Raw genomic sequence first — 15,736 nt, 5'->3', positions numbered from 1 at the left:
ATTCGAGTAAAGAAACAGACGTTGGTGGTGTTTCCAGGCGAAACACCACCCCCTGTAGCTGTCCTATTTGCTAGACATGGATTACTTGGCACAACGCAGCGCTACTCATGGCAACAACAAGTTGGCTTGTTAAAGACGTCGCGAACATTACCCCAGCAACAGTTTTCCGCTGGCGATCAATCTTGCATGCCCAGCAATCTTCACCCGGTCGCCATCCAGACGGCAAAACAGCTCGCCGCCACGGGCTGAGCATTGGTAGGCGATCAGGCTGAGTTTGCCGAGTCGGTTCGACCAATACGGGATTAACGAGCAGTGCGTTGACCCGGTCACCGGATCTTCGGAAACGCCAATGGCCGGCGCAAAATAGCGAGAAACAAAATCATAGGTTTCGCCCCTCGCGGTAACAATCACTCCCGGCCAAGGCAGACGGACCAGAGCCGCCATGTCCGGCTGACACTCACGAACCGCCTGCTCGGACTCCAGCACAACCATCAATTCGACTGAGCCGTAGACATCCACGATGTCCACTCCCAGCGCCCGCTCAAGCTCGACAGTCACCGCAGCGCTGGTCGGGACCATCGCGGGAAAATCCAATACCAGGCGGTTATTTTCCCGCGTGACGCTCAGCGCCCCAGCCCTGCCGACAAAGTCGATGCGCTCGGCGGGATCGCTGTAAACCTCGAACAGCACATGGGCCGCCGCCAACGTGGCATGGCCGCACAAAGGCACCTCCGTGGATGGCGTAAACCAGCGAATGTGCCAACCCTGACCTTCACGAACCAGAAACGCGGTTTCTGCGAGGTTGTGTTCGGCAGCGATCTTTTGCATCAGCTCATCCGACAGCCAGCTATCTAGCCGATAAACCATCGCAGGGTTACCACTGAACGGGTGCTCGCTAAACGCGTCGACTTGATGAAATTCAAGCTGCATACCGACCCCTTCCATGATGTATTCGAATCGTTGGTTGGCACCAAGCATGCACTTCAACTGAGTGTGCCGCCAGCCCGTCAAATGTGTGGTCGTCTACGATGCGGCGCGTTACGCACGACCAATCTCGGCAAAAACTGCTTGGGTAAATTCGGCTAACACCGCAGATGAAAGTTCCACCTCAAGGCCACGACGACCGGCACTGACAAATACCGTGGTAAATAGCTGCGCAGATAGGTCAATAAACGTACGCAAACGCTTTTTCTGCCCAAGCGGGCTGATGCCGCCTAACAAATAGCCGGTCGAACGTTGAGCTGAAGCCGGATCTGCCATTTCGGTTTTTTTTGCACCGGCAGCGTGGGCCAGTGCTTTGAGGTCTAACGTACCTGCCACCGGCACCACGGCAACCAGTAGCTCGCCCTTTTCAGTGGCGGCTAAAAGCGTCTTGAATACACGAGCAGGCTCCAATCCAAGCTTTTCCGCCGCTTCTAGCCCGTAAGACGCCGCCTTGGGGTCGTGCTCGTAACTATGAACATGGTGATCAGCCCTAACTTTTTTTAATAAATCTAATGCGGGTGTCATGCAGCTCTCCATAGGGGGCAAAGCGCTAAGGTTGTCGTGCACACTTTAAGACATATGCAGCTAAAACACTGCATCAACGGCGAATTTCAGCCTATATCCTTATAACTTCGCAAATAATCTGCCGGGTTAAACGGTGACGACGAGACATTTCCTACTCGATTTACAGCAATGCCGGCAAAACGGCCAAGAAAAAAACAACGAAAGGTTCACTTCCGACCTTTGACAGGGTTCTTTATTGTCTATATTTTTTCGTTAACGAATAAATCAGACTTAGTCTGGTCCAACTTCGTAACTTGAGAGGAGCGGGGTTTCTCCCTTCAGGATAAAAATGAATGTTGCTGATCGTCTGACAACGTTCGAGAAAAACAAAAATAAGGGGATTCCAATGACTACGGCCAATCAGCCACCGCTTCAAGCACCTACGCTAACAGGGCAATGCATCGCGGAATTTATGGGCACTGCGCTCCTGATATTTTTCGGAACAGGCTGTGTTGCGGCGCTCAAAGTCGCGGGAGCAACCTTCGGCCTGTGGGAAATTAGCATCATCTGGGGAGTGGGCGTCAGCTTGGCGATCTATATGACCGCTGGTGTTTCCGGTGCCCATCTCAATCCTGCGGTCAGCATTGCGCTGTGTATCTTTGGGGATTTTCAAAAGCGAAAACTGCCGTTTTACATATTTGCCCAAGTGGCAGGGGCCTTCTGTGCTGCCGCGTTGGTCTATGGGCTATATGTCAGCCTTTTTTTCGATTTCGAACACACCCATCACATGATTCGCGGCAGTCAAGCTAGCCTCGAACTAGCCTCGATTTTCTCAACGTACCCTAACCCTGCCATTTCCACCGGACAGGCGTTTCTGGTCGAGCTCGTTATTACCGCAATCCTGATGTGCGTGATCATGTCGCTGACCGACGACAATAACGGCTTGCCCAAAGGCCCAATGGCGCCCTTGCTAATCGGTCTATTGATTGCGGTGATCGGCAGCTCCATGGGGCCGCTCACCGGATTTGCGATGAACCCGGCGCGGGATTTCGGGCCTAAATTGATGACATTCTTCGCTGGCTGGGGCGAGATGGCATTTACCGGTGGCCGTGAAATTCCATACTTTCTGATTCCTATAGTGGCGCCGATCCTGGGTGCCTGCCTGGGCGCTGCGGGTTATCGCGGCCTGATCGCTCGCTATCTTCCCCACGAGTCGGTCGCTTTGAAACCAAAGGCATCCAAGGCAGTTGTGGACAACGTTCCAGCCAGTTTTTGAAACCTCATTCATTAGTGCAAGGCAATCGACATGACTGACTCAAAGAATAAGAACTACATCATTGCTCTTGATCAAGGTACGACCAGTTCACGGGCGATGATTTTCGACCGCGACGCCAATGTCGTCAGTACCGCGCAAAGCGAGTTCACCCAGCATTACCCGCAACCGGGCTGGGTTGAACACGACCCCATGGAAATTTTCGCCACCCAGACCGCATGCATGACCAAAGCCTTGGCCCAAGCCGATCTGCACCATGATCAGATTGCCGCCATCGGTATTACCAACCAACGTGAAACTACCGTGGTCTGGGAGCGCGACACTGGGCGCCCGGTGTACAACGCTATTGTCTGGCAATGCCGTCGCAGCACTGAGATCTGTCAGCAGCTCAAGCGCGACGGACACGAAGACTACATTCGTGCAACCACTGGTTTGGTCACCGACCCCTACTTCTCCGGCACAAAGCTGAAGTGGATTCTCGATAACGTCGAAGGCAGCCGCGAACGCGCACGCAAAGGCGAGCTCCTGTTCGGCACCATCGATAGCTGGCTGATCTGGAAATTCACGGGTGGCAAGGTCCATGTCACCGATTACACCAACGCCTCACGCACCATGCTCTTCAACATCCATACCCTGGAATGGGACGAAAAGATGTTGCAGGTGTTGGATATTCCTCGCGAGATGCTGCCTGAAGTCCGCTCGTCGTCGGAAGTCTATGGCCACAGCAAAAGTGGCATCCCTATCGCCGGTATCGCCGGTGATCAGCAGGCTGCCTTGTTTGGGCAAATGTGCGTGGAGCCAGGTCAGGCCAAAAACACCTACGGCACCGGCTGTTTTCTACTAATGAATACCGGTAATAAAGCCGTGCAATCGGCGCATGGCATGCTCACCACTATTGCCTGCGGCCCACGCGGCGAAGTTGCCTATGCGCTGGAAGGCGCCGTGTTCAATGGTGGGTCAACCATTCAGTGGCTGCGTGACGAACTGAAATTGATCAATGATGCACTCGACACCGAGTATTTCGCCGGCAAGGTCAAAGACAGTCATGGTGTTTATCTCGTGCCTGCCTTTACCGGGCTGGGCGCGCCGTACTGGGACCCATATGCACGGGGCGCACTATTCGGCCTGACCCGAGGGGTAAAAGTCGATCACATCATTCGCGCTGCCTTGGAATCCATCGCCTACCAGACACGCGACGTACTCGACGCCATGCAGCAAGACTCTGGCGAACGCCTCAAGTCTCTGCGCGTTGACGGCGGCGCAGTCGCCAACAACTTTCTCATGCAGTTTCAGGCAGACATCCTGGGCACCATGGTTGAACGCCCGCAAATGCGCGAAACCACCGCGCTGGGCGCTGCGTACCTGGCGGGCCTGGCGATTGGCTTTTGGGGCAGCCTGGATGAGTTACGCAGCAAGGCCGTCATTGAGCGCGAATTCGAACCTCAACTCCCGGATGCCGATAAAGAAAAACTCTATGCGGGCTGGAAGAAAGCGGTAAGCCGTACCCGCGACTGGGAACCTCACGAAGAAAACACCGACTGATTAAGACCCTTGCGGGGAGCAGGTTGAGTTTCCGGCTGACAGGCAGTAGTTGCCTGCGGCATCATGGGCGCCATTTGTATGGCAGCCAGACAGGAAAATCAAAACAATGAATCTGCCTCCCCGTCAGCGGCAAATCCTCGAATTGGTTCGGGAGCGCGGCTACGTCAGCATCGAAGAAATGGCCCAACTGTTTGTCGTGACCCCGCAAACCATTCGCCGTGACATCAATCAATTGGCGGATATGAACTTGTTGCGCCGCTACCACGGCGGCGCGGCCTATGATTCAAGCATCGAGAATACGGCCTACGCAATGCGCGCAGACCAGATGCGCGACGAGAAACAGCGGATCGCCGAAGCGATTGCCTCACAAATACCAGACCACGCCTCGCTGTTTATCAATATCGGTACCACCACCGAATCCATCGCCAGAGCGCTGTTGAGTCACAACCATCTGAAAATCATCACCAATAACCTACACGTTGCCTCAATCCTCAGTGCCAAGGACGACTTTGAAGTCCTGTTGGCAGGCGGGAACGTACGTCGCGACGGAGGTGTGGTGGGCCAAGCAAGTGTCGATTTCATCAACCAGTTCAAGGTCGACTTCGCCTTGGTAGGCATCAGTGGCATTGATGAAGACGGCAGCCTGCTCGACTTCGACTATCAGGAGGTACGTGTATCCCAAGCGATTATCGCCAACGCTCGGCAAGTAATCTTGGCCGCCGACTCCAGTAAATTCGGACGCAATGCCATGGTCCGCCTGGGGCCGATCAGTCTGATTGACTGCCTAGTGACAGACCACGCGCCAGTCCCGGCGCTGATGCAACTGTTGACCCAGTACAAGATTCGACTTGAGGTGGTTTGAACGCGTAATTTTCGGCGCAAACAAATAGGGTCCAGCGCTCACACAGTCATTTGACGCCCCTCGCCACCGCCGCCTCCTTCAGCGAAGGTGTGTGGGGCGCTCGGAACATCCCCGCCTCATAAATGTTCGATTTTGTTCCTTTCTCGTCCCTTCCAATCGTCACTTTCAGTAAATAACGACTGGCCGACCCATATTTATTACGTTACTATTTTTCGAAATCGAACATAAATGTTCGGATTCGCCGTTTAGCCACGTTTTAAAATCCAGAACAAAGAGGCCGCCAGATGCCCAAGTCTTCATTGCCCGTGCTACCGTTTTCCCAGGTTTATGATATCGCCGTGATTGGTGGTGGGATCAATGGCGTCGGGATTGCAGCAGACGCAGCCGGTCGCGGTCTATCCGTGTTCCTTTGCGAAAAAGACGACTTGGCCAGCCATACGTCTTCGGCCAGCAGCAAGCTGATCCATGGTGGTTTACGCTACCTGGAACATTACGAATTCCGTTTGGTACGCGAATCTCTCGCCGAACGCGAAGTACTTTTGACTAAAGCCCCGCACATCGTCAAAGCAATGCGCTTCGTACTGCCACACCGTCCTCATTTACGCCCGGCATGGATGATTCGTGCCGGTCTGTTTCTGTATGACCATTTGGGCAAGCGGGAAAAATTGCCAGCTTCCCGCAGCCTGCGCTTTGGTGCAGACAGCCCATTAAAAGCCAACATCACGCGGGGCTTTGAATATTCTGATTGCTGGGTCGATGATGCGCGGCTTGTCGTGCTCAACGCCATGGCCGCCCGGGAAAATGGCGCTCATGTTCACACTCAAACCCGGTGCATCAATGCGCGTCGTGACAATGGCGTCTGGCAGTTGAACATGGAACGTGCCGATGGCGGTCTGTTTTCAATCCGGGCGAAAGCGCTGGTTAACGCGGCAGGGCCATGGGTGGCCAAGTTTATTCGAGACGACCTGAAACTGGATTCCCCATATGGCATTCGCCTGATTCAGGGCAGTCATTTGATCGTCCCTCGCCTATACGAAGGTGAAAACGCGTTTATTCTGCAAAACGAAGATCAACGTATCGTCTTCGCGATTCCGTATCTTGAACGGTTCACGATCATTGGCACTACTGACCGTGAATATCAGGGAGACCCAAGTACAGTTTCCATCACCGAAGGCGAAATTGAGTACCTCCTTAACGTGGTCAATGAGCATTTCAAAAAACAATTGAGCCGCAACGATATCCTGCATACGTATTCCGGCGTTCGCCCACTGTGTAACGATGAGTCTGACAATCCGTCCGCAATCACGCGTGATTACACGCTGTCATTGTCGGGCAGTAAAGACGAAGCGCCCATCCTCTCGGTGTTTGGCGGTAAGTTGACGACCTACCGCAAGCTAGCCGAGTCGGCCATGGCGCAACTTGCACCGTTTTTCCCGCAGATGAAGGCCAACTGGACAGCCACTTCCAGCCTCCCAGGCGCAGAAGACTTAAGCTCACCCAAAGCGTTGGCAAGCGAATTAAAAACGCGATGTGACTGGCTACCCACCGACGTTGCAAGGCGCTGGGCTCGAACCTATGGCACCCGCAGCTGGCGTTTGGTCGAAGGTGCACGCAACCTTGCCGATATGGGTGAACACCTTGGTGGCGGGCTTTACACCCGCGAAGTGGACTATCTGTGCAGCGAGGAATGGGCGCTGAGTGCCGAAGACATCCTCTGGCGCCGTAGCAAATTGGGCCTGTTCACGACGCCGGACGAACAGCAGCGCGTGAAGAAATACCTCACTACGGTTGCCAGCCATAAAAGCAATATAGAAGCCGCATAATCTCTGCTGACGGCCTTGCCCTGCAGGGGAAGGCCGCATCCGCCCCTCTGCGCAGTGCTATTCGGTTTTCCGAACAATCCACACAGACTGGTTCGGTTTTCCGGACACCTGCCAACCCCCCGCCTGCAAAAAAATAAAATAAATTCTTATAAATCATATAGATAAATAAAATCATGCATTTGGCATGAGTCATGCTCTAAACCTCATGTTGAATACATTAACGTCGCGTGCGCCTGATGGTCCACCGTTGAGGTATTTGCTCTGTAAGCGGACCGCCCCTGTCTGTCGGTCCCACAAAAAAAACAAAGTCGAGGATTAACTGATGCGCATCGTTCCCCATCTTTTGGGCGCAGCAATCGCTGCCGCTCTGATTAGCACTCCAGTTTTCGCCGCCGAACTAACGGGCACACTGAAGAAAATCAAAGAGTCCGGCACCATCACCCTCGGACACCGCGATAGTTCAATTCCTTTTTCGTACTTGGCGGATGCTTCCGGTGTCCCGGTTGGCTACTCCCACGACATCCAACTGAAGATTGTTGAAGCCATTAAGAAAGACCTGAACATGCCGGATCTGAAGGTCAAGTACAACCTGGTCACGTCGCAAACCCGTATCCCACTTGTGCAAAACGGCACGGTAGACATTGAATGTGGTTCCACCACCAACAACGCCGAACGTGGGCAGCAGGTTGACTTTTCGGTAGGCATTTTCGAAATCGGTACGCGCCTGCTGTCTAAAAAAGACTCTGCTTATAAGGACTTCGCTGACCTGAAAGGCAAAAACGTAGTAACCACTGCAGGCACTACGTCCGAGCGCATTATCAAAGCGATGAACGCCGACAAGCAGATGGGCATGAACGTTATCTCCGCCAAAGACCATGGCGAATCGTTCCAGATGCTGGAGTCGGGTCGTGCAGTCGCTTTCATGATGGACGACGCGCTGCTGGCCGGCGAAATGGCCAAAGCCCGGACACCAGGGGATTGGGCGGTAACCGGCACGCCACAATCTTATGAAATCTACGGCTGCATGGTCCGCAAAGAAGACGCCCCGTTCAAGAAAGCCGTGGATGACGCTATCAAGGCCACCTTCGCTTCTGGCGAAATCAACACCATCTACGCCAAGTGGTTCACTCAGCCTATTCCACCGAAGGGTTTGAACCTGATGTTCCCCATGAGCGACCAACTGAAAGCGCTAATCGCCGCCCCTACCGACAAGCCTGCGCCAGACGTAAAAATCTAAGTACTGGCTCATCCAATACCCGAGGGCGCCAACGCGCTCGGGTATTGAATCGTTCGAACGGAGGGGAAACCTGAATGAATTACAACTGGGACTGGGGCGTCTTCCTCAAGTCCACCGGCATCGGCAACGAGATCTATCTGGACTGGTACTTAACTGGCCTAGGCTGGACTATCGCAATCGCCGTCGTCGCCTGGATCATCGCGCTGCTGCTGGGCTCTGTACTCGGCGTCATGCGAACTGTGCCGAACCGTTGGGTATCGGGCATTGCCACGGTCTACGTGGAACTATTTCGCAACGTTCCTCTGCTGGTGCAGCTGTTCATCTGGTACTTCCTAGTCCCGGATCTGCTGCCCGCCAATCTGCAGGAATGGTACAAACAGGACCTGAACCCAACGACCTCTGCCTTTCTAAGCGTCGTCGTGTGTCTGGGTCTTTTCACCGCTGCACGGGTCTGCGAACAAGTACGCACCGGCATTCAAGCGCTGCCGCGCGGCCAGGAGTCCGCCGCCCGGGCCATGGGTTTCAAGCTGCCGCAGATCTACTGGAATGTGCTGCTACCCCAGGCTTATCGGATCATTATTCCGCCGCTGACCTCTGAATTCCTTAACGTGTTCAAAAACTCGTCCGTGGCTTCATTGATCGGACTGATGGAGCTGCTCGCGCAGACCAAACAGACTGCCGAATTTTCGGCCAACTTGTTTGAAGCGTTCACATTGGCGACCCTGATCTACTTCACCTTGAACATGAGCTTGATGCTGCTGATGCGCTTGATCGAGAAGAAAGTCGCGGTACCCGGACTGATCTCTCTGGGGGGTAAATAATGGATTTCAGTGGAATTATTCCCGCGCTGCCTGGCATGTGGAACGGCATGATCATGACCCTGCAACTGATGGTGCTGGGGGTTATAGGTGGTGTTGCGCTGGGCACGATTCTGGCGCTGATGCGGTTATCGTCAAGCAAACTGGCGGCGCGATTCGCCGGCGCTTACGTGAACTACTTTCGCTCGATCCCGCTGCTGTTGGTGATCACTTGGTTTTATCTGGCCGTGCCGTTCGTGCTGCGCTGGATCACCGGCCAAGACACCCCCATCGGCGCGTTCACCTCATGCTTAATCGCTTTCATGATGTTCGAGGCCGCGTACTTCTGCGAAATCGTTCGCGCCGGGGTTCAAGCCATTCCCAAGGGACAAATGGGTGCAGCCCAGGCGCTAGGCATGAACTACGGGCAAATGATGCGTTTGATCATCCTGCCTCAGGCGTTTCGCAAGATGACCCCGCTACTGTTACAGCAGAGCATCATTTTGTTTCAGGACACCTCATTGGTGTACACCGTCGGCCTGGTCGACTTCCTGAACGCCTCGCGCTCCAGTGGCGACATCATTGGCCGCTCCAATGAATTCCTGATCTTCGCCGGTCTGGTGTATTTCGTGATCAGCTTTGCCGCCTCGCAATTGGTGAAGCGTCTGCAAAAAAGGTTCGCCGTATGATTTCAATCAAAAATATCAACAAGTGGTATGGCGACTTTCAAGTGCTCACCGATTGCAGCACTGAAGTCAAAAAGGGCGAAGTGGTGGTGGTTTGCGGCCCCTCGGGCTCCGGCAAATCGACCCTGATCAAGTGCGTGAACGCGCTTGAGCCGTTCCAGAAGGGTGACGTGATTGTCGACGGTACCTCCATCGCTGATCCTAAGACCAATTTGCCAAAACTGCGTTCGCGGGTCGGCATGGTGTTCCAGCATTTCGAGCTGTTCCCGCACTTGTCCATCGTTGAAAACCTGACCATCGCGCAGATCAAAGTCCTTGGCCGCAGTAAAGAAGAGGCTACCGACAAAGGCCTGAAGCTGTTGGAAAGAGTTGGTCTGTCTGCCCACGCCAATAAGCATCCGGGACAATTGTCCGGCGGCCAACAACAGCGCGTGGCAATTGCCCGGGCGTTGGCGATGGACCCGGTGGTAATGCTGTTCGACGAACCCACCTCGGCGCTTGATCCAGAAATGGTCAACGAAGTGCTCGACGTCATGGTGCAACTGGCCCAAGAAGGTATGACTATGATGTGCGTGACCCACGAAATGGGCTTCGCCCGGAAAGTGGCAAATCGGGTGATCTTCATGGACCAAGGATTAATCGTTGAAGACTGTGAAAAAGAAGAATTCTTTGGTGATGTGACCGCGCGTTCCGAGCGCGCCCAGCAATTTCTCGCCAAAATTCTGCAGCACTAAGCAATTCTGGCTGTCCGCGCCCGCGTAGATTGCGGCGCGGACGCTGGTCGGTCCTGGACGACTGTGATGAAATGCGACCCCGAATCCTATCGCGCGCCCCCGCCATCACTTGCCGTGAAACCCCGCCTGATACGCCATCTGTTCATTCCCCCGCTGATCATCCTGCTGATGATTGCGCTCGGTTACGTCAGCTATTTGGTCAGCGAGCGCAATGGCGTAAAGGCTTTAAGTGAAAATGGCCAGCGTCAGTTGGAACTTCACGCTCGTACGGTCGAAAGCGAAATAAACCGCTACACCTACCTGCCGAGCGTGCTTGAACTTGAAGCCAACGTCTCGCGCTTGCTCAATGACCCGACGCCGGAGCTGAGACAGAACGTCAACAACTACCTTGAAGGGCTGAATCGACGCAGCCGCAGTCGGGCTATTTATGTCCTCGACACCACCGGCCGGGTACTGGCCACCAGTAACTGGCGCGACGCTGACAGTTATCTGGGTGAAGATCTGTCGTTTCGTGCCTACTTTCAAGATGCCGTACGCGGTCTGCCTGGGCGCTTTTACGGGATCGGAAGCACCACTGGCGAAGCGGGATATTACCTGGCCCACGGACTGGAAGAGCAAGGCAAAATCATTGGAGTAGCCGTCATCAAGGTTCGCCTTGAGGCGCTAGAAGAACGTTGGCAGCGCGCACGCCTGGAAGCTTACGTCACCGACGAAAACGGCATCATTATTCTGTCGAGTGACCCGGCGCGCAAGCTCAAATCGGTTCGCCCGCTGACGCCCGAAATCAAAGAGCGCCTCGCCCGCAGCCTGCAATATTACTGGTGGCCGCTCAACGAACTGGTGCCATTGGCCCGTGAGCCGCTGGCTGAAGGTGCAGAGAAACTGACGTTCCCTGCTAATAGTAGCGTCGACCACGACCACAGCCAGGTCAGCTACCTGGCGCAAACCACACAACTAAGCGATACGCCTTGGCACCTGACCTTGCTGACGCCGCTGGAAGAGCTGAGCAGCGAAGCAACCCGTCAAGGGATGCTGGTGGCGGTAGCCTGTGCGCTTGTAGCGTTTCTGCTGATTGCCTGGAACGAACGGCGCAAAATGCTCTCAACCCGACTGGCCGCCCGCGAGGCCTTGCAAGCCGCCAACGACGAACTTGAACGCAAGATTGCTGAACGCACGGCGGATTTACGTGCCAGCAACGAACGCCTGAAAAGTCAGATTCGAGAGCGACGCCAAGCGGAAGACACCTTGCGCCGAGCTCAAGACGAACTGGTTCAGGCAGGCAAGCTCGCGGCCATCGGCCAGATGTCCACCAGCATCGCCCATGAACTCAATCAACCCTTGGCTGCCCTGCGCACCTTGTCCGGCAACACCGTCCGGTTCATTGAGCGCGGTGCGCTAGACACGGCCAGCACCAATTTGCGGACTATTAACGATCTGGTAGATCGCATGGGCCGAATAACCGCTAGCCTGCGCGCCTTTGCTCGACGTGGCGATGACCAGGGCCAAGCGTCCCTCGGCCTGGCGGTCGCCGCCGCGCTGCAAATCCTCAGTGGCCGGCTGGAAAACTTCCATCTGCAATTGCATGAACACTTCGACAACGTGGCATTGAAAATCGACCAAACGCGTCTGGAGCAAATTTTGGTCAACTTGATCGGCAACGCGCTGGATGCCATGCATGACAAACCGCAGCCTGAATTGTGGCTAGAAGGCGAAGTGGCTGACAGCCGTTACCGCTTGTACGTGCGGGACAATGGCCACGGCATCGACTCCGAAGCACGTAAACATTTGTTCGAACCGTTCTTTACGACCAAACCGGGCGAGCACGGTCTCGGGCTGGGATTGACCCTTTCCGCCAGCCTTGCCGCCGCCGCCGGGGGAACCCTCAGCGCGGAGCACCCACCCGGAGGTGGCACGGCCTTTGTCCTTAGCCTGCCACTGCTGACTGCGCCCAAGCCTCGTGGAACCGAACCGACATGAATGAGCCCGCAAGTATGAATAGCGATCTGACCGTTCTGATCGTCGAAGATGACCCACACGTGCTACTGGGCTGTCAGCAAGCACTGGCCCTAGAAGATATCCTCAGCGAAGGTGTCGGCAGTGCCGAGGAAGCGCTTGCGCGAATCGGCGACAATTTTGCCGGTATTGTCATCAGCGATGTTCGCTTGCCCGGCATCGACGGCTTAGAGTTATTAACCCGCCTCAAAGCCCGCGATCGAAGCCTGCCGGTGGTGCTGATCACCGGACACGGCGATATTTCCATGGCCGTCAACGCGATGCGCGATGGCGCTTACGACTTCATGGAAAAACCCTTTTCTCCCGAACGTTTGGTTGAAGTGGCACGACGCGCTTTAGAGCAGCGCGGCCTGGCTCGCGAGGTGTCGTCACTGCGCCGGCAACTGGCTGAGCGTAGCTCGCTTGAGGGCCGTATTATTGGTCGCTCCCCCGCCATGCAGAATCTACGGGCGCTAATCGTCAACGTCGCCGACACGTCGGCTAATGTGCTGATTGAAGGCGAAACCGGCACTGGCAAGGAGCTGGTTGCCCGCTGCTTACATGACTTCAGTCGCCGCCATTCCCATCAGTTCGTCGCGCTCAATTGCGGAGGTCTGCCAGAAAGCCTCTTCGAAAGCGAAATTTTTGGCCATGAAGCAAACGCATTTACCGGCGCTGGCAAACGGCGGATTGGCAAGATCGAACACGCCCACAACGGCACGCTGTTTCTCGATGAAGTAGAGAGCATGCCACTGAACCTGCAAATCAAACTGCTGCGAGTCCTGCAAGAACGGACCTTGGAGCGTCTGGGCTCGAATCAAAGCGTTGCGGTGGATTGCCGGGTCATTGCAGCAACTAAATCCGACTTGGATGAGCTGAGCAAGGCCAGCCAGTTTCGAAGCGACCTTTATTACCGACTGAATGTGGTGACGCTTGAATTGCCACCCTTGCGCGAGCGGCGTGAAGATATCTTGGAGTTGTTCGAGCATTTTCTACAGCTATCGTCGTTACGCTTCGACCGCCAAACTCCGGAACTGGATCGCCAGACATTGTCGAGCTTGATGACCCACGAATGGCCGGGCAACGTCAGGGAATTGCGCAATGTCGCTGAACGTTATGCACTGGGACTTCCAGCGTTCAAAAAATCGGGCGCCAATCCCTCCAGCAACAGCCTGGACTTTGCCGAAGCGGTAGAGACTTTCGAAAAAAATCTGCTCACCGAGGCCTTGCAACGTAACGGTGGCAACCTTAGCCAAGCGAGCCAAGAACTGGGCATGGCTAAGACCACGCTGTTCGATAAGGTAAAAAAGTACGGACTGAGTTGATCACGGGAAACTCCGAAAAATTTCAAACCAGGCAAAACCTATCGAATGGCACAAATGGCTTTGCCGGAGCACCCGAAAGTTACGATGGATTTCAAACACTCACCCCTTCAACGTTAAAAATCGCGGGGGGGCGTAACGGCTTACCTGCCCTTGACGGCTTCTACAACCTCCTGAGTATTCCTTCTCGAAGAAGCAAGCACTGGCCCACCCCTTGCATCACCTCCGTCCAACTTTCTGGAGCTGTTCCCTTGACCCCTTCTGTGGTGCTGCTGATCGCGCTGTGCATTACCCTTGATGTCATTGGCCAAATTGCTTTTAAGCTTGGCCTTGATCGCTTACCGGAACACGTTGGCGGCTTTCGCTTGAGTATTTTTTGGCGACAAATCGCTGGAGCCCCGCTGCTGTGGTGCGGGGTTAGTTGCTACGCGGTGCTATTTGTTGCCTGGTTGGACGTGCTGTCACTGGCGCCCCTGAGTTTGGTATTTCCCGCCCTCAGTCTTAGCTATTGTGGCGTGGTGCTAGGCGGTCGCCTAGTGCTGGGCGAGGCTGTCAGCCGAAGACGCTGGCTGGGCACGCTGGTTATCACTGCCGGCGTCATGCTGGTTTGCGGCACAGGAGCATGAGGTCGTTATGACAAACAGCTGGATTGAAGGACGCGGCGCGAGCCTGATGCTCTGGGTGCTGCTGATTGCGTTCGAAAGCGGCGCGCAACTATCGTTAAAGCTAGGTGGCGATGGCCTTGCCTCCATTCCGTTCGGCCTTAACTGGCTTCTGACAGCCATCAGTAGCTTGGCGGTGATGGTGGCGATTTTCTGCTATATCGGCTCGTTTTTAACCTGGATGCTGATTTTACGCAGCAGCAAGCTTTCGCTCGCCTTTCCGCTAAGTTCGCTGGTTTTTGTGGTGGTGCTGCTAGGTTCCTGGGTAGGCCTGGGCGAAAGCATCAGCGCCCTGCATTGGCTGGGCGTGTGCGTGATCATTGGTGGGATAGTGCTGCTGGCGGAGGGGAAACAAGACGCGTGAATAACAGTCATGCCCCGTGCGTAGTGCGGGTTGTGTTCACAGCCCTTTGAAGTGATACGCCACGGCGATGTTGACCTCGCCTTGATTGCTATCACCTTTTTCTTTGACGATTGAGCTGTCAGCAGCGGATTGAGTCAGGTGAGTCCATGTAGCACTGGTCAACAGCGACCAACCGTCTGCCAACGGAATTCTTAGACTTTGGGTCAGCGCGACTTTTTGTAGGCCACCGCTGGCGTTATACGCCTGAAATCCCGAAGCCTGAGCTTCTTGGGCGCTTACGCCAAAAAACGTTTGCGCTTGGCGACCATTTGAGTAATGAGCGGTGATCTCGGTGTCGCCAATAACACCAAAGCCCATCGGGTAACCGAGCTCGCCGCCAATACGACCCAACACGCCACCCTGACCATTGCTGCCGCCCACGGCTCGGCCCATTTCAGCGAACACGCGCCAGAAATCAGCAGGGCTGTACTGTACGAAACCACCGAACTCACCCATATCAGACACATCACGCAACCCACGTAATGAACCGTTAGAGGTACGCCCGGGCAAATAATTGGCAAACGGACCAACGCTCCACCCATTAAACTTTATTGCCTTCCAGTTAAGCCCCTCATCGGAGCTTAAACTGACGTCCCCCCAATTTAGATCCAGGTAGGGAAACGGCGCTACATCATAGTTGACACCCGTTGGATCGCTTGCCCTATAGCCAACCCCTATGCCTAAATCGCCGATAATGGCCTCGGCATAGCTCTGCGGACTAAAGCTGAAAGCACATGAAAACACTGCCAGACCCGTAAGCACTGAGCGAGTGAAGCGGTTAAAGGGGAGTAAGGCCATAAACTATCTCGAACTAATTGAGCATACGCGAATCAATCCTTACACGAATCTTTCACGCAAGCACTTATGTTGTTTGTAGCAAGCTACAAAAATTGTAGCTTGCCCACCGACGCATTT

At 54.8% G+C, this 15,736-nt stretch carries 15 protein-coding genes; 12 read left to right on the top strand and 3 right to left on the bottom strand.

All coding sequences use genetic code 11. The annotated features are described in order from the left end of the window. Positions 1-147: 147 nt before the first annotated feature. Together QN378_RS12190 and ybaK are read right to left on the bottom strand one after the other, a co-directional pair. Positions 148-930, bottom strand: a complete 783-nt coding sequence (locus QN378_RS12190) for a PhzF family phenazine biosynthesis protein (protein ID WP_322206917.1) — start codon at positions 928-930, stop codon at positions 148-150. A 108-nt stretch (positions 931-1,038) separates the two neighbouring features. Further along, entirely contained in the window at positions 1,039-1,509 is a 471-nt protein-coding gene (gene ybaK / locus QN378_RS12185; protein ID WP_322205166.1) for a Cys-tRNA(Pro) deacylase, read from the bottom strand. A 385-nt stretch (positions 1,510-1,894) separates the two neighbouring features. On the opposite strand from ybaK, the gene QN378_RS12180 reads away from it, so the two are divergent. From QN378_RS12180 to QN378_RS12125, 12 genes are all read left to right on the top strand, one after another. Continuing rightward, on the top strand, positions 1,895-2,764 hold the full coding sequence (locus QN378_RS12180; RefSeq protein WP_322205167.1) for an MIP/aquaporin family protein: 870 nt from the start codon (positions 1,895-1,897) through the stop codon (positions 2,762-2,764). A gap of 30 nt (positions 2,765-2,794) precedes the next feature. Beyond that, positions 2,795-4,303, top strand: a complete 1,509-nt coding sequence (gene glpK, locus QN378_RS12175; protein WP_322205168.1) for a glycerol kinase GlpK — start codon at positions 2,795-2,797, stop codon at positions 4,301-4,303. Between the two features lie 106 nt (positions 4,304-4,409). Continuing rightward, positions 4,410-5,165: a DeoR/GlpR family transcriptional regulator gene (locus tag QN378_RS12170; RefSeq protein WP_322205169.1), complete on the top strand. Its 756-nt coding sequence runs from the start codon at positions 4,410-4,412 to the stop codon at positions 5,163-5,165. Between the two features lie 284 nt (positions 5,166-5,449). Next, the gene (gene glpD, locus QN378_RS12165) at positions 5,450-6,988 is read left to right on the top strand and encodes a glycerol-3-phosphate dehydrogenase (RefSeq protein ID WP_323551038.1); all 1,539 of its coding nucleotides are present in this window, start codon (positions 5,450-5,452) and stop codon (positions 6,986-6,988) included. 322 nt (positions 6,989-7,310) lie between these two features. Continuing rightward, positions 7,311-8,225: a glutamate/aspartate ABC transporter substrate-binding protein gene (locus tag QN378_RS12160; protein ID WP_322205171.1), complete on the top strand. Its 915-nt coding sequence runs from the start codon at positions 7,311-7,313 to the stop codon at positions 8,223-8,225. Positions 8,226-8,299: 74 nt separating this feature from the next. After that, positions 8,300-9,046, top strand: a complete 747-nt coding sequence (locus tag QN378_RS12155; RefSeq protein ID WP_322205172.1) for an amino acid ABC transporter permease — start codon at positions 8,300-8,302, stop codon at positions 9,044-9,046. Further along, entirely contained in the window at positions 9,043-9,711 is a 669-nt protein-coding gene (locus QN378_RS12150) for an amino acid ABC transporter permease (RefSeq protein WP_322185320.1), read from the top strand. Before QN378_RS12155 ends, QN378_RS12150 begins: the two co-directional genes overlap by 4 nt. Continuing rightward, positions 9,708-10,442, top strand: a complete 735-nt coding sequence (locus QN378_RS12145; protein ID WP_322205173.1) for an amino acid ABC transporter ATP-binding protein — start codon at positions 9,708-9,710, stop codon at positions 10,440-10,442. Before QN378_RS12150 ends, QN378_RS12145 begins: the two co-directional genes overlap by 4 nt. A 66-nt stretch (positions 10,443-10,508) precedes the next feature. Further along, the gene (locus QN378_RS12140) at positions 10,509-12,419 is read left to right on the top strand and encodes a sensor histidine kinase (protein WP_322205174.1); all 1,911 of its coding nucleotides are present in this window, start codon (positions 10,509-10,511) and stop codon (positions 12,417-12,419) included. Positions 12,420-12,433: 14 nt separating this feature from the next. Continuing rightward, on the top strand, positions 12,434-13,759 hold the full coding sequence (locus QN378_RS12135) for a sigma-54 dependent transcriptional regulator (protein ID WP_323551036.1): 1,326 nt from the start codon (positions 12,434-12,436) through the stop codon (positions 13,757-13,759). Positions 13,760-14,007: 248 nt separating this feature from the next. Beyond that, complete coding sequence (locus QN378_RS12130) at positions 14,008-14,382, top strand: transporter (protein WP_322205176.1); 375 nt, start codon at positions 14,008-14,010, stop codon at positions 14,380-14,382. 7 nt (positions 14,383-14,389) lie between these two features. Then, positions 14,390-14,782 (top strand): transporter, encoded by a 393-nt coding sequence (locus tag QN378_RS12125; protein ID WP_322205177.1) that lies wholly within the window; start codon positions 14,390-14,392, stop codon positions 14,780-14,782. 36 nt (positions 14,783-14,818) lie between these two features. Here QN378_RS12125 and QN378_RS12120 read toward each other — a convergent pair whose 3' ends face one another. Beyond that, a complete protein-coding gene (locus tag QN378_RS12120; RefSeq protein WP_322205178.1) occupies positions 14,819-15,619 on the bottom strand; it encodes a MipA/OmpV family protein in 801 nt (266 codons plus the stop codon). Positions 15,620-15,736 lie beyond the last annotated feature (117 nt).

The sequence above is a fragment of the Pseudomonas sp. 10S5 genome, assembly GCF_035019745.1.
GTDB lineage: Bacteria > Pseudomonadota > Gammaproteobacteria > Pseudomonadales > Pseudomonadaceae > Aquipseudomonas.
Note: the sequence above shows the minus strand (reverse complement) of the source record. Positions and strands in the feature narration are given on the sequence as shown.